We start from the raw sequence: 18,359 nt of genomic DNA on the forward strand, positions 1-18,359 counted from the left end.
GCGCCGTCAGCGCAGCGTCTTGAGTTGTTCGGCCGCGAGCTCGGCCTCATCGCTGCGCGGATAGCGCGCGATCACCTGCTCGAGCAGCTGCTTGGCCTGCGACGTATTTCCCCGCTGCAGTACCAGCTGCGCTCGCTTGTACAGGGCGGTCGGTGCCTTTGCCGACGTGGGATGGGCGCTCACCACGGCGGCATACGCGGCGTCAGCGGCCGGCAGATTCTTTTCCTTGGCGAACGATTCGGCGATCCAGAACTGCGCGTCGGGCGCGTAGTCCGACGTCGGATAGTTCGTGAGCAGTTCCTGGAAGTAAATGCGCGCGGTCGCACTGCTGCCCCGCGTGAGCTGATCGCGCCCGTCGCTGTAAAGCTGGTTCGGGCCGGGGGCGCGGGCGGCCGCACTGTCCACCGCCGGCAGCGTCGTACGTCCACTGGTCGGTGGTGCGACGGGTGGCACTGTTCCGGCGGGCGGCACGGCCACCGGTGCCGAACTGCGCGATTCGATTTCCGAGCGAAGTCGGGCGATCGTCGCCTGACTCTGCCCGAGCAACGTCTGCACCTGCAGCATCTGTTCGCGAATCGCGCGCATTTCACCGCGAACGTCACCCTGAATGCTGACGGTGCGCGCACTCACCTTAGACAACGAGTCACTGGCGACCTGCAGCATGCGCATGGTCTGCGTCAATGCGTCGCGCTGCTCGAGCTGATTCTTGAGGATCTCGGCACGCAGCGATGAGATGTCGCTCTGCACGATCCGCACATCCCCGCGCGTAGCGAAGCATCCCCCCGTGGCGACAAGCGCCACGAGAGGAACAAGCCGCCACACCCGGGAGCGCAGCGTGTGCCGGAGTCCGAGTGCGGCGGCCGCTATCATGGGGCGCGCAGCTGGTCGCCGCCGGCGATGATCTCGAACGCGTCACGACGGTTGCGCGACCAGGCCTCTTCGGTCGTGCCCTGCACGTCCGGACGCTCGCGACCGAACGACGCCGTTTCAATGCGTGACGCATCGATGCCGCGGTCGGTCAGGTAGCGCTTCGCCGACTCGGCACGACGACGTCCGAGTGCAATGTTGTACTCGTCGCTGCCGCGCTCATCGCAATGGCCGGCCACGCGAATCTTGACCCCCGGATTCGCGTTCAGCACCAAGATCTTGGCGTCGAGGTTCGACTTGGCGTCCTCGCGCAGCTCGTCGGCGTCGTACTCGAAGTAGATCGTCTCGAGCAGGCGTGCGCGCGCGGCCGCCACCATGGCGCGAACATTCTCCATCGTGTCGCGCGGTGTTGGCGCCGAGGTGGTTGGCCGGGTCGGCTGCTGCGGCTGTGCCACGGGAGGCGTCTCCGTTTGCGGCGCAACCACCGGCTTCTTGCGGCAGGCGCCGAGCACCAGCGTGGTGGAGACCAGCACCAGGGTGAGACGAGACACACGCATCATGTCGGAAAACTCCGAGGGGGAAAGTGAAAAGGGTGGTGATTACTGCGGCAACACACGCGGGGACCACGCCGACAATCGCGCTTCAGACCCGAACGTGAGCTGGCGTGATCGTCCGGTTTCGATATCCACGATCCACAACTGGCGCGTTCCGCTCCGTGTCGACGAAAAAACGATGTGCCGGGAATCCGGAGCCCACGACGGGTCGTCGTTCCGGCCATCGTTCGTCACAATCTTCACGGTCTGATCGCGCAAATTGATCGTCATAATTTGGAAGGTACCGCCGTTTCGCGATTGAAACGCCACGAGGCGCCCATCGGGAGACCAATCAGGCCCCGCGCGATAGTCGCGATCGCCGAACGCGGCCGCCGTCAGCAGCTCCACGTTCGTGCCATCCAGATCGCTAATATACACTTCCGGGTGCCCCGAGCGGTCGGACATGAACGCGATTCGCTGCCCATCAGGACTAAAGGTCGGCTGTGTACTTGCCCGCCCGCGACCTACGGTGATGCGCCGTGGCGCGCCGCCCTCGATCGGCATGGCGTAGAGATCGGTTCCCGTGTCCGAGCCACGGGCGTACACCACCGTGCGCCCGTCGGGCGACACCGACGGCGAACTGTGCTCGATGCCCGCCGACGACGCCAACGTTCGCTGTGAACCCGTACCGAGATCCGTCATCATGATCGGATTGCGCACACCGTCGAGCACACTGTACACCAGCCCGCGCCCCCCGGGCAGCCACTGCGGCGACATGCCGCTCGGCGTCGCCGGGGTCACATTTGCGCGATCGCTATCAACTATCCACACCCGCCCGCCGCGCGTGAATGCAATGCGCGTCTGGGCAATGCCGCGCTGTCCGGTGATCCACTCTTCGATCGCGTCGGACACACCGTGCATCGCCGAGCGCCACGCTGGTGAGAGCGCCGTCGACGGCAGCGGAAAATCCTTGCTGTTCAGCACGGCCTTCTTTGACACGTCGTGCAACGCGACTCGCACCCATCCCGAGGGTAGCAGCGTGGACTGCACGATGCCATCCACGCCGAGCTTGGCAAACAGCGCGTAATTGGGCGGTCCGTTCACCACCGGCGCGCTCGACGTGGATACCACGTTGAAGCGATCGCTGTAGTCGAAATCCCGCGACAGGATCGTTGCCACCGAGTCGCCGTTCACGCCCTTCACCGGCAGCACCATCAGCGCCGTTTTCTGCCCCGCCACGTAGCGCGTGCTCAGGCTCACACCCGGCGGTTGCGCCTGCGCTACTACGCGCGACGGCACCGTCGTGCCAACGGCCAGCAGCGCACCGGCAAGCATAGGCCGCGCGCGAAGCAGCAGCGAAAGAACCTTCATCTGGAGCATGCGGTCAGTTGGGTCGCAAGGCATAGTCAAACGTGAAATACACGATCAGCACGTCGTCCGTCCATCCCTGAGGAAGCGGGCCGAATCCGCGCGTGGAACCAACCGCTTCAACCGCACCCATCGCATCGAGATCGTAGATACGATCACCCGATCCCTTCACGACTTCGATGGCCATCACCGAGCCGTCGCGACGGATCGTGAATTTCACCTCCGACACGAGCGATGCGGACACACGGCGCGGCGTCCAGTTCAACGTGATTTGCCGGACGATATTCTGCAGATACCCGGGATACGGAAAGTCGATCCCGCGAATGCTCAGGTTCGCGACATCCGCCCCTTTGCCGCCCTGCGCGCCAGCACCAGCCTTAGGCGCCGCAGTGGCTTTCGACGCGGTCGGCGATGCGGTCTTCGAACCCGCCGTCTTGGTGCGCGATGTCGAGGGCGTCGCCTTGGGCGACGGCAAAACCTTCTTGGCGGTCGAGGGCTTCGGGATCACCTTCTCTTCCGGCACACGCTCGGCGCCAGCGATATCCGGGGCCTGCGCCGACGGCTGCGCGGCGGGAGTCACCACACCGGCTTGTCGCGGTCCAGGCGGTGCACCCACTAACTCTACGCGGTACACCGGCGGACGCGGCGCCTCGGCACGCGTGCCCCACCAGATGGCCGCCGCCACGAGTGCGAGGTGCACCACCGCGGAGAACGCGATGCCGCGGCCGAGCGTCGTCGGCCCAGTCGCCGTGCGCGACAGGCTCACCGATCGCCGTCCGGTTCAGCGACGAGCCCGACATCCGTGATGCCCTTGGCCTTCATCGCGGCGACGATGCGCACCACGGTCCCGTACGGTACGGCCTCGTCGGCACGCAGATACACGCCACCGCCGCCCTTCTTGTCCGACAACGCCTTGATGCTTCCCGCGAACTCGTCGAACGAGAGCTTGGTCTCGTCGATGAAGATCTGCCCACGCCGATCGACCGTGATCACGAGTCCGTTTTTCGGTTCCAGCGGCGCGACATCCGCCGTCGGCAGCGCGATATCCACGCCGCCTTGCATGATCGGTGCAGTGATCATGAAGATGATCATCAGCAGCATCATCACGTCGATCAGCGACACCACGTTGATCTCAGCGTTCACGCCAGCGCGCTCCCGACGGCGGCCGCGGCGCATCCTCAGATCCGCCCTTCGCGCACCATCAGCGCGATCAGTTCCGAGCCGAAACCTTCAAGCGCGTCGTCGAAGCGATTGAGGCGTGACGCAAACACGTTGTACGCGAACGCCGCCGGAATCGCGACCGCGAGTGCCGCTGCGGTCGCCATCAGCGCAGTACCAATACCTGGCGCCACCGCTTGAATGTTGCCCGAACCTTTCTGGCCGATGCCGACGAACGCTTCGATCACGCCGAGGACGGTGCCGAAGAGGCCAATCAGCGGACTCACGCTGCCGACCGTCGCCAACCACGGGATGTACTGCCCGAGATCTTCACGCGCCTTCGACCCTTCGGCGTCGAGCACGAGCCGCAACGCTTCCACCTGTGAGCCGGACAACCGCGCCGTGCGATCATTGGTCGCGCCGAGTGCCGGCTTGGTGTCGTTCAGGAACGACACCGCTCGCGCGAAAACCGCCGTGAACGCACTGGGCTTGGCCCGCTGCGCGCACAGCATCGCGTCGTCCATGCCGCGCGCGCGCTCGAAGTCGGCCACAAACGCCCGGCCGTTGGTCTCGGCCGTCTTGAATCCGCGCCACTTCGAGAACATGATCGCCCATGAAATCAGCGACAGCACCACCAACAGTGCCAACACGCTCTTTGTAACGGGATCGCTGTTGATCAGCATGCCCAGCATCGATGACGGCAACGCGTCCTTCTCGCTCGCCAGCTGCAGTGCGGCGAACAGTCCGACCACCGCCGTCACGCCTGCTGCTCCAGGCGCGCACGACGATCGGCGAAGAACCGATAGGTGTTCTCAAGTCCTTCGCGCAACGTGACCTTGGGCGTCCAACCCAGCACGGCCTGTGCCTTCGCGGTGTTCAGTGCGGAGCGGGCGAGCTCACCGGCTCGCGCTGGCGCGTAGTCGATCGGCGAATGCGCCGACGAGACGGTACGCAACGTTTCCGCCAGCGTATTCACCGACGTCTCGATTGACGTCCCGATATTGAAGGCGCGAGCATCGAGACGGCCACGCGGCGGAAGATCGACGGTCGCCGCTGCGAAGTTTGCTCCGGCGACGTCACCGGCGTAGACGTAGTCACGCGTCTGCTCGCCGTCGCCGAATACCGTCAACGCGCGACCATCAAGTAGGCGGTTGCAGAAGATCGCCACCACGCCCGCTTCACCATGCGGATCCTGACGCGGACCGTACACGTTGCCGTATCGTAGCGCGACGTTGTCGAGTCCATGCACGCGCCCGTAGTACGCGAGGTAGTACTCGATCGACAACTTCGCGATGCCGTACGGCGCTTCGGGATCCTTGCTGTTCGATTCGGCGCTCGGCGGCGGATCGAAATCGCCGTACAACGCGCCGCCCGTCGACGACAGAATGGTGCGAGTGGGATGGCCGCCCGCACGGACGGCTTCCATCAAGTTCAGCGTGCCGAGAATGTTGCGCGTGGCATCGTAGACGGGATCGAGCACACTGCGGCGCACATCGATCTGCGCGGCCAAATGACACATCACGTCGAACTTGCCATCGCGGATCAGCGCGGCCGCTTCGGGCGTGGTGATGTCGCCGCGCACAAAGCGCGCCGCCGACGGGATGTTCTCCTCACGTCCGCTCGACAAGTCGTCGAGGATGGTGACCTCCCAGCCCTCGGCCAGAAACCTGTCCGCGACATGGGATCCGATAAAGCCTGCACCACCCGTCACCACGACCGTCTTTGCCATGCCGTTCGTTTCCTCATCCGATGGGGAAATCCGCTGTCGTCGCGTCTCGCCAAGGGGTTGTCTGAGACGCACAATGTCCCAATGTACACACGCGCCGACGCCCACGGGGGCCTCGGCGCGTGCGAGTACAGAATCGAGTTGGGAGCGATGCGACGCCGATCACGTCGCGCGCGGTCACCTCAGGCCACGCGTCAGGGCGCCTTGGCCACTCGGCGGGCGGCGAGACCAACGCCGATATCCGACTGATACTGGCGCATGATCACCGCCGAACTGCCACCCGACTCGCTGCGTACCACGCGCACCGTCGCCACCAGGGACTCTTGCGACGGCTGCTCCTTGGTGCCGCTGCGATACAGCCCGAATTCGTCGCCGGCCTTCACGCCCTGCGTCGTACCGGCGACAAGCATCAGGAAGCTCTGCAGCGTGGGCTGCAGCTCGTGCGGATCGATCCACCGTACGCTGGTCTTCACATCGGGCTCGGCGAGCTTCTGCACAGACAGCCACGGAGCGGACGAGCCGGTCGACGGCAGGAGCCGCTGCCCCTGTTCAACCCGACCGGACTGCCGCTTGAGCACGGCCAGCACCGGTTTGCCGGCCTCGACCCGCACGATCTCGATGATGCCCGCCGGAATAGCGATCATCGACTGCTTGTCGGCGGCAGCCGGTGTCGTGACCGCCACGAGCCGCTGACCCACGGTGTAGGCGACACCAGCCGGTGGACGCACCTCGATCTGGTCCGTCATGATTGCCCGCTGCGGGTATCCGCTTTCCGCAGTCGCAGGCGAGCCCACTCGCTTCAAGATCGAACCGGACTTGGCTAGCTCCGACTGCAGCACGACGAACGGTGCCGCGTCGAACTCGGCCTGCCGGGGCGCGGGGGTGTTGGGACGAAGCACAGCGCGCGTCCGGCGTTCCGCTTCCGCAGCGTCGGGGAGATCGCGGTGAAAAACCGTCTCCACTTCACTGCTCTTGCGCGACGCTTCCTGCGTCTCGAGATCGACCAGACCAATGCGCGTTCCCTTCCGCGACATCATCAGCTCGCTCGAATGCTGCGGCTGAAAATTCACCCGCGATGTATCCGCTTCGACGGACGCCTTCGTAACGGTGTCGATCGCCGCCACGGCCGCCGACTTGGCGGCGGCAGCGGGGGCCCGACCCTTGGCGGCGCCAGCTCCGGCCGCGGCATTGCGCTTACCGGCGGTCTGCGCCGACAGCGAGCCCGACGGGCGAGCCGGGGGCGGAGGCGGCAACGTGCCCTCACCCGCCTTGGCTAGGGCAACACTTGGCACCGTGGAATCTGCCGGTGCCGCCGCCATCGCGGCCGCCTTCGCGCCACGAACGGTGGGCGACGCTGGAACGCTGAGCCGCATGCCAACCTGAAGCGGAGCCGGCCCGGTCGTCGAGATCCGATTGCGCTTCGCGAGCGCGGGCCACTGATGGCCATCGCCGTAGAACCGCGCGGCAATTCCCCAGAGGGTTTCGCCGGCCCGCACCACGTGCGTCGTCGTGGCAGAATCCTTGATCTGATCGAGCGTCGAATCGGAAGCCGACACGATACGACCCTCTGCTTCCTGACCGTGCACGACGGTAGGACGCCAGACGAGCAAGAGAGCGAGCGTCGACAGCAGTGCCACGAAAATGCGATACACCGGCTGCAACGCCCGGTGGGATTCGATGGCCGTAGACGACTGCGGCTGGTTTGCAGCGCGCATTAGCGAGCCTCACAGTGGAAAGACTTCGCGCCCCCGCCCGGGGCGCTGGAGGGCCCTCGACTCGCTTGCATAACTGCATGCGAGGTGCCCACACCGGAGACGCCTGCGACGGACGCGCGTAACGGCGGGGGCATCACGGCAATGGTCGGCATCATCACATTTGCCGCCGTCAGGAGTTCCTGACGGCGGGCACCATGAATCCTGCGGCGATTTAGAAGGGCAGATCGTCGTCTTCGTCTTCCAGCGCGCCCGGAAAATCTCCGAACTCTTCCTTGCCCGCTGACGGCGCAGCCGCCGTTTTCGGACGCGCTGCCGGGGCCGCCGTGCGACGCGGCGCGCTGTCCATCTCGTCGCCGCCGCCACCGCCGGCGCGACCGCCGAGGAGCATCAGTTCCTTGACCTTGATCTCGGTGGTATACCGGGTCTGTCCGTCCTTGTCCTGCCACTGACGGTACTCGATCTCGCCTTCGACGTAGATCTTCTCGCCCTTCTTCACGTACTTCTCCACCACGTCGGCCAGACCCGAGCCGCGTGCGCTGTTCCAGACGACGCAGCGATGCCACTCCGTCTTTTCCTGCTTCGCGCCACTCTGGTCCGTCCAGTTGCGGCTCGTGGCAAGCGAGAACTGCGCGACGCGCGTTCCAGTGCCGACTGTGCGGATTTCGGGATCGGACCCGACGTTGCCAATCAAAATGGCCTTGTTCAGGCTGCGACTCATGGTGCCTCCTCGAAGTACGATGGTAATGGGTGTCGGATAAGCTAGGAGGGTCCTCTGACCAAACCAAACCCGAAAGCCGCACGCGGGGCTATTCGGACGCCATGGCGTCGCGACGCAGCACAAGGGCGTCCTCGACGGGGTGTCGGTAGTACCCTCGGCGGCGCCCGACGGCCGCAAATCCACGGGACGAATAGAGCGCGCGAGCGGCTGCGTTTGACTCGCGCACCTCAAGGAACATGGCGGCGACCCCGGCGTCAGTCCCCGCCGCGATCGCATCGTCCAGCAGCCGGGCCCCGACCCCCCGTCGGCGCATCCCAGGGGCCGTCGCAATATTGGCGATCTCCGCCTCGTCGGCGGCCTGCAGCATGATGCAATATCCAACGACTCCACCCGACGCATCGACGGCGGTCATCATTCGCGAAAAGGGATGCACCAAGAGCTCGTGAAACGACCGTGACGGCCAGGGGTCGCTGAACGCGAGCGCTTCGATCGACGCCATCGCCGGCACATCATCGGCCTTGGTGGGCCGGATCGCGAGAAGTGGCGTAGTCATGAAACGCCGAGGGAGGGCAATGTCGCACCGTGCGACGCTTCCCATTTCACCTGCGCTTCCGCCAGGCGCCCATACTGTGGCTCCCAGCTCTCCAACGGTACGACACGGGTCCACGCGTGCGGTACCACCCGCAACAGGTGCGCTGACCACGGTGTTACGACCTGAGTCTCGAGCTCCGCCACGGGCGACGAGAGCACGGCTAGGCGAGGACGTCCTGCCACGTGCATGTCGAGCTGTTCCAGTGTCATGCGCTGGAGCGCAGACTGCGCCTGCACACGGCGATTTTCGTCAAACCTGACGTCGAGGACGTAACGCTCGCCTCGCAGAGCATCTCCATGTACCACCGCGGGGCCGGCCGGCAGCGCGTCGCTTGCGTCCGCCGCCGCGAGGAGCAGCGATGACACGGCGAACAGCGACAGCGACGCTCCGTGGGCCAGCCCCTTCGCCAGCGACGCCGCGATGCGCAACGACGTGAAGCTTCCCGGGCCTTCTCCGCAGACGACGCCCGTGAGATGCTGCGGTTGCATGTCGGCCGCTTTCAGAAGCGCCTGAACCGCCGGGAAGAGCTGATCCTCACGCCCGGCACCCATGGCGACGGGGTGCATCGCGACAAGCGCTCCATCGGCGATGAGCGCCACCGAGCCGGCAGTCGTCGAGGACTCGAGCACGAGCAACCGTGCAGACGGGAACGCCAATGACTCTTGAGGGAACACGCGTGCGGACATACACAGAGTCTAGCGCGCCCACCGAACGATCCCCAGCCCTCCGTCGCGTCAAGTCGGCGCCGAGTACGCGCCGTCGCGGCCAGCGTTCCCCCCGGGACTGATCGCTACGCCACGCTGGCAATCCGGGTAAACTTGGCGGGCTCCTGACGGAGTTGGGGGAACGGGTCCTCACGTCCCTCAGCAAGCACCGCGAAGGTGCCGCGTTCGGCCAGCGCCGCCGCTGCGTCGAACACCTGGCTATCGAAGGCGGTACCCCGATCTCGACGCATGATGTCGAGTACGACCGGCACCTCCAACCCGGCGCGATACGGGCGATCGGCCGTGAGCGCCTCATACACGTCGGCCACCGCCAGTACACGCGACAGCAGTCCGAGCTGCGAGGCATCCAGCTTCCAGGGGTACCCCTTGCCGTCGAGTCGCTCGTGATGCTGCGCGGCCTCTTGGGCGAATCCGTTGAACGCGCTGACGCGCTCGAGGATCTCCCATGTCCATCGCGGATGCTTCCGGATCTCCCCGAACTCTTCGTCGGTGAGCTTGGCCGGCTTGTCGAGAATTCGATTCGAGACGCCTAGTTTGCCGATATCGTGCAACAGGCCGGCACGGAGGGTATCACGGCACATGTCGGCGTCGGCCCCCATCGACATGGCGATTCCCACCGCATAGCGCGCGACGTTCGTTGAATGCCGAGCGGTGTACGGCGTCTTGGCGTCGATCACCGCGGCAAAGGCATACGCGATGCTGTCGAGCCGTTCGTCGGTGGCGTGCAGTGGAATACCACCCGGCTCGAGCGTCAGTACCGCCTGTTCGAGGTTCGCGCTATCGGCGAGCACAGCCCACCAGGTACGATCGCGCTTCCACGGAGCGACGAGATCGACGAGTCGCGGATCGAACCAACGGCCTCGCCGCTGACGAGTCATGTCGATCGCGGCATCGATACCGTTCTCACTCCAATACGCCTCGAGCGTCTGCGCAATCAACAAGATGCGCGACAGCAACGGGATCTCGTCACCCGCCAGTCCGACCGGATGACCAAGGCCACACCAGTGCTCGTCGACATGGGCGATCGCCTCGCTCGTGGCCCCCGGGAATCCGAGTACGAGCGCGATCTGCGCGCCGCGTTCGCATCGCGTTTGGATGATTTCACGCGTCATCGACGGCGTGCGCGCGATACGCAAGAAGTGCGACACGCGGGCGAGCGGATTCCGACCGACGCCGCAGTTCTTCGCGGTACGCATCGCGAGCCTCCAGCGATCGTGCCAATCGACCAGACGCATGTCGCGCTTCACGTCCTGATCGTCGCTGCCGAACAGCGCCGACATGCGTGCGGCGTTGCTGGAACACCCGGAATCCTTCAAGAGCGCCGCGTAGTACAGCGCTCCCATCGTCTCGTCATCAAGATGCAACTCCCGACCGAGCCGCATCGCGATCAGCGCCGTCCGGAGCGTGTGACCTGGTCGCTGTCCCTCGGTGAGATCGAGCGCATATGTCAACGCCGAGATCACTTCGGCCAGACGAATGTACGAGACGCGTAGGCCGGCGACGGGCATGGCGATGATGCGAGGGATGCGGGAGACACCGACCGACATGCGGTGCTCCACCATTCCATGACGACGACGTCCGCCGGACGGTCACCGGCGCGACCCCGATCCCGACATACCGGCAGATTCAGCGCATCGTCGGCGCGTGAATGCGGAGTAACCGTCGATTCGCGTTTTCCGGATCATGACCGAGCACCACGTGAATCCTGTCACGCGGCAACGTATTCACGGCGCGATCAGGCCACTCCACCAGCAGGACCGGCGCGCTCTCGACCACCTCATCCCACCCCAGCATCTCCAGTTCCGCGTCCGACCGCAAGCGATACAGATCGGCGTGGATCACCGGGCCTCGAGGCGCGTCATACTGCTGGATGATCGAGAATGTCGGACTCGTCACCGCCTCGATGGCGGAGACGCCGATCCCGACGCAAATCGCCCGCACCAGTGTGGTCTTTCCCGCTCCGAGGTCACCCTCGAGCGTGATTACGACCGGACGCGGAAGTACCGCCCCGAGTGCCCGCCCCCACGCCTCCAGCGAATCCCGATCCGGGGCCCGCGGAGCGCCTCGCCCCAGCAAGTACCCGAGCGAGTCAGCGGCCACGCTTGCCTCCGGCGCGCCGCATCGGTGCGCTACCGGGGGGGCGCTTGGGAGCGGCCGTGTTGCCGCGCGCCTGTTCCGGCTTCTCTCCGAGCGCGGTGCGGACTTCGAAGAGCTGGTCGCGCAGTCGAGCTGCTGCCTCGAAATCGAGGGCGATCGCCGCTTCGCGCATGGCGACTTCCAGCTCCCCCACGAGCGTCTGCAAATCCTCACGCGACCGCGGTGCGCTCTCGGCACCCAATCGCTTGGTGGTCGGAGTGGCCTCCTCGTGCGGCGCGCGCGCATCGGCGACCCGCGTAATCAACCGGACATCATCGATGCTCTTCAGGACGCCGTGCGGGGTGATCCCGTTCTTCTCGTTGTGCTCACGCTGAATCGTCCGACGGCGATCGGTTTCGTCGATGGCACGCTGCATCGACCCGGTGATGCGGTCGGCATACAGGATCGCCATACCGTTCAAATGGCGTGCCGCGCGTCCGATCGTCTGGATCAACGACCGATCGCTGCGCAGGAAGCCTTCCTGGTCGGCGTCAAGAATCGCCACCAGCGATACCTCGGGCATGTCGAGCCCTTCGCGGAGCAGGTTGATGCCAATCAACACATCGAATTCACCGAGGCGCAACCCACGCACGATTTCCATGCGCTCGATGGCGTCGATATCGGAGTGCATGTATCGCACCCGAACACCCACCTGCTGCAGATAATCGGTAAGATCTTCCGACATCCGCTTCGTGAGCGTGGTGACCAGCACCCGCTCGCCCTTGCGCTCGCGAATGCGAATCTCGTGAAGCAGATCGTCCACCTGCCCCTTCACCGGACGAATTTCCAGGACTGGGTCCAGGAGGCCCGTGGGGCGGATGACTTGCTCGACGACCACGCCTTCCGAGAGTTGCAGCTCTAATTCCCCAGGCGTCGCCGAGACATTCACGAGCCGCGGTACCAGCTGGATGAACTCGTCGAAGACCAGCGGTCGATTGTCGAGCGCACTGGGTAGCCGAAATCCGTAGTCAACCAACGTGAGCTTGCGCGCGCGATCGCCGTTGTACATCCCGCGAATCTGTGGCAGCGACACGTGCGACTCGTCGACCACAACGAGGTAGTCGTCGGGGAAGTAATCGAGCAGGCAGGCTGGTCGTTCGCCGGCCGCGCGCCCGCTGATGTGCCTCGAGTAGTTCTCGATGCCGGCGCAGGTACCGATTTCCGCCAGCATTTCGAGATCGAAGTTCGTGCGCTGATCGAGCCGCTGCGCTTCCAGCAACTTGCCCTGCGTGCGTAGCTCGGCCAAGCGCTCGGCGAGCTCCTCGCGAATGGCGATACTCGCCCGCTCGATCGTGGGTCGGTTCGTGATGAAGTGTTTGGCCGGGTAGATCGCCATCCGCTCGAGCGTCGAAATCGTTTCGCCGGTGAGCGGGTCGATCTTGGAGATGCGCTCGATCTCATCACCCCACAGCTCGAGGCGCACTGCCTGCTCCTCGTACGCCGGATAGATCTCCACCGTGTCGCCACGCACGCGAAACGTCCCGCGATCGAACGCGACATCGTTTCGCAGATACTGAATGCCGACCAGTGCCCGCAGAATGTCGTCGCGCGCGATCTGCTGTCCACGGGACAGCGCCACCATGCGCTCGCGATACGACACCGGATCGCCGAGGCCGTAGATGGCCGACACCGTCGACACGATGACGACGTCATCGCGTTCCATCAACGAGGATGTGGCCCGCAGGCGGAGTCGATCGATATCCTCGTTGATGCTCGCATCCTTCTCGATGAACGTATCGCTCGAGGGGACGTACGCCTCCGGCTGATAGTAGTCGTAGTACGAGATGAAGTACTCGACTGCGTTCGTGGGGAAGAACGACTTGAGCTCTCCGTACAGCTGCGCCGCCAGCGTCTTGTTATGCGACAGGACGAGCGTCGGCCTCCCCCATTGCGCGATGACGTTTGCCATCGTCATCGTCTTGCCAGACCCGGTGACGCCGAGCAGCGTCTGGAAGCGGTCGCCGCGCGTTAGCCCCTCGGATAGTTCGATGATCGCACGCGGCTGATCACCGGCAGGGGCGAAGGGGCTCTGGAGTCGAAACGGGGCTGACATAGTCGCAATATAGCGGGATCGGCTTTTCTTCGGGTAGCGGCGCGCGCCCTGCGGCCGAGCCCGCCGCCTACTCCTCGGCCGTGATCTTTTCGCGTCGGGACACCGCCGCGATGCCCTTCACGCGACGCGCGGCCTTCATGATGCGCTCCAAATGCGCGAGGTTCTCGACCTCGACCATCGCCGAGCCCGTGACCCGGCCATCGATCGTCTTCAGTTCCAGACTCTTGATGTCCGTGCCGGTAGCACTTACAGCCGCCGCCACGTCGGCATACAGGCCGCGACGATCGGTGCCTTCCATCGCAAGGCGTACAATGAAACGCTCTCCCGCCATCTCGTGCCAATCGATGTCGAGCCGTCGCTCTGGCTCGTGCGCGAGCAGCAACAGGTTCGGGCAATCCCCGCGATGAATGCTCACGCCGCGACCACGCGTGACATAACCGACCACCTGATCGCCGGGCACGGGCTGACAGCACTGCGAGTAGCGCACCAGCAACCCATCGGCACCCTGAATGCGGATTCCTTTGCCGGTACCACGCACGCGATCCACGATGCGCTCGAGCGTGCTTTGCTTCTCGACCGGTTCGGCCGTTTCGAGATCGGGATGCAGCGCCTTCAGCACCTGCATCACGTGGACATCACCCGCGCCGACCGATGCGATGAGCTGCGTCGCATCCTTCAGCTTGAGGAGCTTCGCAATCGGCTGCAGACCGTGGTCATCGATCTTTGGCAAGCGGCGACGGCGCAACTCGCGCTCGATGATCTCGCGACCAAGCCGCATGGCCGACGAACGCTCCTCGAGTCGGAGCATTTGCCGGATCTTGTGACGCGCGCGACCCGTGCGGACATGCGACAGCCAGTCACGACTGGGCTTCGCATTCGGATTGGTCAGAATCTCGACCGTTTCCGAATTCTTCAGCTCACGCGACAGCGGGGCAATGCGGCCGTTCACCTTCGCACCGGCGCAATGCGCACCGACCTGCGTGTGAACGGCGAAGGCAAAGTCGAGTGGCGTCGCGCCCTTCGGCAACTGGATGACGTCTCCCGTGGGCGTGAACACGAAGATCTCATCCTGATACAGGTCGAGCTTCAGGAACTCGAGAAATTCTCCCGGCGTCTCGGCGTCGAGCTGCAGTTCGAGCACCTGTCGAAACCACGCCAGCTGGCGATCGAGATCATCGGCGCTGCGTGACGACTCCTTGTACAACCAGTGCGCCGCGATGCCGAAATCGGCAGTGCGGTGCATGTCGCGCGTCCGGATCTGGATCTCGAACAGCTGACGGCCCGGGCCGAAGACCGTCGTATGCAGCGACTGATAGCCGTTGGACTTCGGCTGCGCGATGTAATCCTTGATGCGCTCCTGCACCGGCGTCCAGCCGTCGTGGATCACGCCGAGAGCGTGATAGCACTCGAGCACATTGGGAACAATCACGCGAATTGCCAGCAGGTCGTAGATGTCCTCGTACGGCCGATCGCGCTGCTGCATTTTCTTGTAGATCGACCATAGGTGCTTCGGCCTCCCAGTGACTTCGACGTCGGCGATGCCGGCCACGGTGAGCCGCTTCTCGAGCGGCTCACGCATCTGGGCGATGAGCTGTTCGCGTTCGCCACGCTTCGCCGCCACCAACTTGGCGAGCGTCTTGTACGCCTCAGGCTCGAGGTGCTTGAAGGCCAGATCCTCGAGCTCCCACCGCACCTTCGCCATACCGAAACGGTGAGCCAGCGGTGCGTAGAGATCGCGCGTTTCCTGCGCGATCCGCCGGCGCTTCTCCGGGGCGAGAAAGTCGAGCGTGCGCATGTTGTGCAGGCGATCGGCCAGCTTGATCAGGATGACGCGCGCATCCTTGGCGATCGACAGCAGCAGCTTGCGATAATTCTCGACCTGTCGCTCTTCGCGGGACGAGAGGGGCAGATTCGCGATCTTCGTCAGACCATCGACGATCTGCGCGATCTCGGAACCGAACTCGCGCTCGACATCCTCGACCGTGATGTCGGTGTCCTCGACGATATCGTGGAGCAGTCCGCTGGCCACCGTTGTCGTGTCGAGCTGCAGGTCGGCCAGGATACGCGCGACTTCGATGCAGTGCGACACGTACGGTTCGCCGGAATGCCGGACCTGCCCCGCGTGTGCGACATCGGAAAACTTGTACGCGCGCACGAGCAATTCGTGGTCGAGCCGATCATAGGAGATATCGGCACTCGGCCCGAACCCGGGAATCATCTCGTGCAGCGCGATCGTTGTCACAGCAGACCTGCCTCCGCAAAGCTCACGTAGCGCCCACGTCCCACAATGATGTGGTCGTGTACCGGGATATCCAGCAAGCGCCCGGCCGCCACCAACTGTTCCGTCACCGCCCTGTCTTCCGCCGACGGTGTCGGGTCGCCACTCGGGTGGTTGTGCACCAGAATAACCGCCGCCGCCCGTTCCGCGATCGCCTCCCGAAACACCTCTCGCGGATGCACCAGTGACGAGTTCAACAATCCCCGTGTGATCAACACGTCCCGTTCAAGACGGTGTTGCGCGTCGAGGATCGCGACATGGAACTCCTCCACTGGCGCATCCTGCAACCGCGGCGCAAACACCGCCACCACGTCACGGGGACCACGGAGCGGCACCCCCGCCTCGCGTGCCTCTCCCGCCATCCGCCTCCCGAGTTCGAGCGCCGCGTGCACTGCAGTCGCCCGTGCTCGTCCTACCCCGCGCACCCGTGTCAGAGCCGCCAACGGCATGGACCCGAGCCGTCCAAGAGAGCCCCCCGCCTGCTCAAGCACGAGCTGTGCACAGGCGAGTGCCGAGGCACCTTTCCCGCCGGAGCCGAGCACCGTGGCGATCAGCTCGGTGGTGCTCAACGCTTGCGCGCCGAGACTTCGAAGCCGCTCGCGCGGTCGATCGACGTTCGGCATCTCTTTGATCTTAAGGGCAGCAGCGGGAGACTGGCTAGTCGTTACTGTCACGGACGCACTCCAGGAGAATGGGAAAATGGCCATCTCCACAGGATGCGGAGCAGTCGCTGTTGCGACGGTACCCCCGCATTGCGAGCTGGCCCATTTTACCGCATGCCCCATATCCTGACCGACCAGGCCTCCTCGCCTCCCCAGCGCTCGGAGTCGTTCGATCCCGACAGTTCGGAATCCTGGGCAGCGCTTCGCGAGCTTGGTCATCGCATGCTCGACGACATGCTCGACGTTCAGTCGTCGTTGACCCATCGACCGGCGTGGCAGGAAATCCCCGCCGCCAAGCGCCTGATGTTCGACGAGCCGGCCCCTATGGAAGGGATCGGCGCGGATGCCGCCTACGACCGCTTTCGCAGCCACATCCTGCCCTACGGCAATGGCAATTGGCACCCGCGCTTTTTTGGTTGGGTGCAGGGCCAGGGCACGCCGCTGGCCATGCTCGCGGAGATGCTCGCAGCGGGCATGAACCCGCATCTCGCCGGATTCAACCATGCACCGCCGCTGGTGGAACGACAGGTGGTTGGCTGGCTGGCCGATCTCATGGGTATTCCGGGTGCTGGCGGGCTCCTGGTGACCGGTGGAACGGCCGCCAACACCCATGCGCTAGGCGTCGCTCGGTTCGCCTCCGTTCGCTCGCGTGGCAGAAATGTGCGCAACGACGGTCTGCAGCACTGGCCGGATGGTCCGACGGCGAAGCCGCTGGTCTTCTACGGCTCCGTCGAGACACATGGCTGGGCGCGCAAGGCTGCCGAGTGGCTTGGGCTGGGCGATCGCGCATTCCGGCGCGTGCCGGTCAATGCCGCGTACCAGATGGATCTCGTGGCACTACGCGACATGATCGAACGCGATCGCGAGGACGGCCTCGATCCGTTCTGCGTCATGGGGACCGCGGGCACGGTGAACACGGGCGCGACCGACGATCTGCCGGCCATCGCGCAGCGGTGTCGCGATGAGTCCCTCTGGTTCCACGTTGACGGCGCCTTCGGCGCGTTGGCCCTTCTGGCGCCCTCCGGACGCGAGCAGGTAGCCGGGCTGGAGCAGGCCGACTCCGTCGCCTTCGACCTCCACAAGTGGGGCGCGATGCCGTTTGAATGCGCGTGTGTGCTCGTGCGGGACCCGGCCGTGAATCACGACGCCTTCCGTGCCGCCGCGTCCTATCTCGCAGAGACGAGCCGCGGCGTCAGCGCCGGGGGGGTGTACTTCGCGGATCGAGGACTCGACCTGACCCGTGGATTCAAGGCACTCAAAGTGTGGATGCAGCTGCAAGCCGATGGTGTGGCCAAGCTAGGTCGCCTCATCGAACAGAACATCCGACAGGCACAACAGTTCGCAGGCGCGGTGGTCGCCCATCGATCACTTGAGCTGCTTGCACCGGCCCCGCTCAACATCGTGTGCTTTCGTTATCGCGCGGATTCGCTCGACGATGCGACGCTGGACGCGATCAACGAGGAGTTGTTGCTGCGCCTGCAGGAGCGCGGCATTGCGGTCCCGTCGAGTACGCGCATTGGCGCGCGCTTCGCGCTTCGCTTGGCCCACGTGAATCACCGCACGACCGACGAGGACATGGCGCTCGTACTGTCTGCCGTTACGGAGATCGGCGACGAAGTAGTGGCCGAGCTGGTCGCCGCGCGGCGCCCGCATCCGTCGTAGGCGTGCGGGACATTCGATGGCCAGCATACACAGAAGCCCCCGCCACCGGAATCCGTAAGGATCGGTGACGGGGGCTTCACAAGGTGCCGGCATCGGCCTACTCTCCCGCGGTCTCTCGACCGGAGTACCATCGGCGCTGCTTGGCTTAACGACCGTGTTCGGGATG

The 18,359-nt window shown here is 64.9% G+C and carries 17 protein-coding genes; 1 reads left to right on the forward strand and 16 read right to left on the reverse strand.

Annotation, left to right across the window (positions count from 1 at the left end; translation table 11 throughout):
* Window positions 1-6: 6 nt before the first annotated feature.
* From ybgF to radC, 16 genes are all read right to left on the reverse strand, one after another.
* Window positions 7-870, reverse strand: coding sequence for a tol-pal system protein YbgF (gene ybgF / locus RMP10_RS11720; protein ID WP_310570433.1), 864 nt, complete (start codon window positions 868-870; stop codon window positions 7-9).
* A complete protein-coding gene (locus tag RMP10_RS11725; RefSeq protein WP_310570434.1) occupies window positions 867-1,427 on the reverse strand; it encodes an OmpA family protein in 561 nt (186 codons plus the stop codon). The genes ybgF and RMP10_RS11725 overlap by 4 nt, the downstream gene beginning before the upstream one ends.
* Before the next feature lie 39 nt (window positions 1,428-1,466).
* The gene (locus RMP10_RS11730) at window positions 1,467-2,780 is read right to left on the reverse strand and encodes a hypothetical protein (protein WP_310570435.1); all 1,314 of its coding nucleotides are present in this window, start codon (window positions 2,778-2,780) and stop codon (window positions 1,467-1,469) included.
* A gap of 4 nt (window positions 2,781-2,784) precedes the next feature.
* A complete protein-coding gene (locus tag RMP10_RS11735; protein ID WP_310570436.1) occupies window positions 2,785-3,534 on the reverse strand; it encodes a cell envelope integrity protein TolA in 750 nt (249 codons plus the stop codon).
* Window positions 3,531-3,944, reverse strand: a complete 414-nt coding sequence (locus tag RMP10_RS11740; RefSeq protein WP_171224273.1) for a biopolymer transporter ExbD — start codon at window positions 3,942-3,944, stop codon at window positions 3,531-3,533. The genes RMP10_RS11735 and RMP10_RS11740 overlap by 4 nt, the downstream gene beginning before the upstream one ends.
* 2 nt (window positions 3,945-3,946) lie before the next feature.
* Window positions 3,947-4,687 (reverse strand): MotA/TolQ/ExbB proton channel family protein, encoded by a 741-nt coding sequence (locus RMP10_RS11745; protein WP_310570437.1) that lies wholly within the window; start codon window positions 4,685-4,687, stop codon window positions 3,947-3,949.
* Window positions 4,684-5,655, reverse strand: coding sequence for an NAD-dependent epimerase/dehydratase family protein (locus RMP10_RS11750; protein WP_310570438.1), 972 nt, complete (start codon window positions 5,653-5,655; stop codon window positions 4,684-4,686). The genes RMP10_RS11745 and RMP10_RS11750 overlap by 4 nt, the downstream gene beginning before the upstream one ends.
* Before the next feature lie 191 nt (window positions 5,656-5,846).
* Window positions 5,847-7,367, reverse strand: a complete 1,521-nt coding sequence (locus RMP10_RS11755) for a LysM domain-containing protein (protein WP_310570439.1) — start codon at window positions 7,365-7,367, stop codon at window positions 5,847-5,849.
* A 211-nt stretch (window positions 7,368-7,578) separates the two neighbouring features.
* Window positions 7,579-8,085, reverse strand: coding sequence for a single-stranded DNA-binding protein (gene ssb, locus RMP10_RS11760; RefSeq protein ID WP_309670115.1), 507 nt, complete (start codon window positions 8,083-8,085; stop codon window positions 7,579-7,581).
* An 88-nt stretch (window positions 8,086-8,173) separates the two neighbouring features.
* A complete protein-coding gene (gene rimI / locus RMP10_RS11765) occupies window positions 8,174-8,638 on the reverse strand; it encodes a ribosomal protein S18-alanine N-acetyltransferase (protein ID WP_310570440.1) in 465 nt (154 codons plus the stop codon).
* Entirely contained in the window at window positions 8,635-9,363 is a 729-nt protein-coding gene (tsaB, locus tag RMP10_RS11770) for a tRNA (adenosine(37)-N6)-threonylcarbamoyltransferase complex dimerization subunit type 1 TsaB (RefSeq protein ID WP_310570441.1), read from the reverse strand. Before tsaB ends, rimI begins: the two co-directional genes overlap by 4 nt.
* 104 nt (window positions 9,364-9,467) lie before the next feature.
* Window positions 9,468-10,949 carry an HD domain-containing phosphohydrolase gene (locus tag RMP10_RS11775; RefSeq protein WP_309670112.1) on the reverse strand — a complete coding sequence of 494 codons (1,482 nt, stop codon included), beginning with the start codon at window positions 10,947-10,949 and terminating at the stop codon, window positions 9,468-9,470.
* Between the two features lie 79 nt (window positions 10,950-11,028).
* Window positions 11,029-11,502 carry a tRNA (adenosine(37)-N6)-threonylcarbamoyltransferase complex ATPase subunit type 1 TsaE gene (gene tsaE / locus RMP10_RS11780; RefSeq protein ID WP_309670111.1) on the reverse strand — a complete coding sequence of 158 codons (474 nt, stop codon included), beginning with the start codon at window positions 11,500-11,502 and terminating at the stop codon, window positions 11,029-11,031.
* Window positions 11,492-13,591, reverse strand: a complete 2,100-nt coding sequence (uvrB, locus tag RMP10_RS11785) for an excinuclease ABC subunit UvrB (RefSeq protein WP_310570442.1) — start codon at window positions 13,589-13,591, stop codon at window positions 11,492-11,494. Before uvrB ends, tsaE begins: the two co-directional genes overlap by 11 nt.
* Window positions 13,592-13,658: 67 nt before the next feature.
* The gene (locus RMP10_RS11790; protein ID WP_309670109.1) at window positions 13,659-15,833 is read right to left on the reverse strand and encodes a bifunctional (p)ppGpp synthetase/guanosine-3',5'-bis(diphosphate) 3'-pyrophosphohydrolase; all 2,175 of its coding nucleotides are present in this window, start codon (window positions 15,831-15,833) and stop codon (window positions 13,659-13,661) included.
* Window positions 15,830-16,543: a DNA repair protein RadC gene (radC, locus tag RMP10_RS11795; RefSeq protein WP_309670108.1), complete on the reverse strand. Its 714-nt coding sequence runs from the start codon at window positions 16,541-16,543 to the stop codon at window positions 15,830-15,832. Before radC ends, RMP10_RS11790 begins: the two co-directional genes overlap by 4 nt.
* 102 nt (window positions 16,544-16,645) lie before the next feature.
* Here radC and RMP10_RS11800 point away from each other — a divergent pair, with 102 nt between their 5' ends.
* On the forward strand, window positions 16,646-18,193 hold the full coding sequence (locus tag RMP10_RS11800) for a pyridoxal-dependent decarboxylase (RefSeq protein ID WP_309670107.1): 1,548 nt from the start codon (window positions 16,646-16,648) through the stop codon (window positions 18,191-18,193).
* The last annotated feature ends 166 nt before the right edge of the window (window positions 18,194-18,359 follow it).

This window comes from Gemmatimonas sp., assembly GCF_031426495.1.
In the GTDB taxonomy this organism is placed as follows: Bacteria; Gemmatimonadota; Gemmatimonadetes; order Gemmatimonadales; family Gemmatimonadaceae; genus Gemmatimonas.

What these genes read in the sequence shown, in the direction of transcription:
- tsaB (WP_310570441.1), bottom strand. Translation starts at nt 9,363, where the DNA reads ATGTCCGCACGCGTGTTCCCTCAAGAGTCATTGGCGTTCCCGTCTGCA.
- RMP10_RS11750 (WP_310570438.1), bottom strand. Translation starts at nt 5,655, where the DNA reads ATGGCAAAGACGGTCGTGGTGACGGGTGGTGCAGGCTTTATCGGATCC.
- ssb (WP_309670115.1), bottom strand. Translation starts at nt 8,085, where the DNA reads ATGAGTCGCAGCCTGAACAAGGCCATTTTGATTGGCAACGTCGGGTCC.
- rimI (WP_310570440.1), bottom strand. Translation starts at nt 8,638, where the DNA reads ATGACTACGCCACTTCTCGCGATCCGGCCCACCAAGGCCGATGATGTG.
- ybgF (WP_310570433.1), bottom strand. Translation starts at nt 870, where the DNA reads ATGATAGCGGCCGCCGCACTCGGACTCCGGCACACGCTGCGCTCCCGG.
- uvrB (WP_310570442.1), bottom strand. Translation starts at nt 13,591, where the DNA reads ATGTCAGCCCCGTTTCGACTCCAGAGCCCCTTCGCCCCTGCCGGTGAT.
- RMP10_RS11755 (WP_310570439.1), bottom strand. Translation starts at nt 7,367, where the DNA reads ATGCGCGCTGCAAACCAGCCGCAGTCGTCTACGGCCATCGAATCCCAC.
- RMP10_RS11775 (WP_309670112.1), bottom strand. Translation starts at nt 10,949, where the DNA reads ATGTCGGTCGGTGTCTCCCGCATCCCTCGCATCATCGCCATGCCCGTC.
- RMP10_RS11740 (WP_171224273.1), bottom strand. Translation starts at nt 3,944, where the DNA reads ATGCGCCGCGGCCGCCGTCGGGAGCGCGCTGGCGTGAACGCTGAGATC.
- RMP10_RS11725 (WP_310570434.1), bottom strand. Translation starts at nt 1,427, where the DNA reads ATGATGCGTGTGTCTCGTCTCACCCTGGTGCTGGTCTCCACCACGCTG.
- RMP10_RS11800 (WP_309670107.1), top strand. Translation starts at nt 16,646, where the DNA reads ATGCCCCATATCCTGACCGACCAGGCCTCCTCGCCTCCCCAGCGCTCG.
- RMP10_RS11730 (WP_310570435.1), bottom strand. Translation starts at nt 2,780, where the DNA reads ATGCTCCAGATGAAGGTTCTTTCGCTGCTGCTTCGCGCGCGGCCTATG.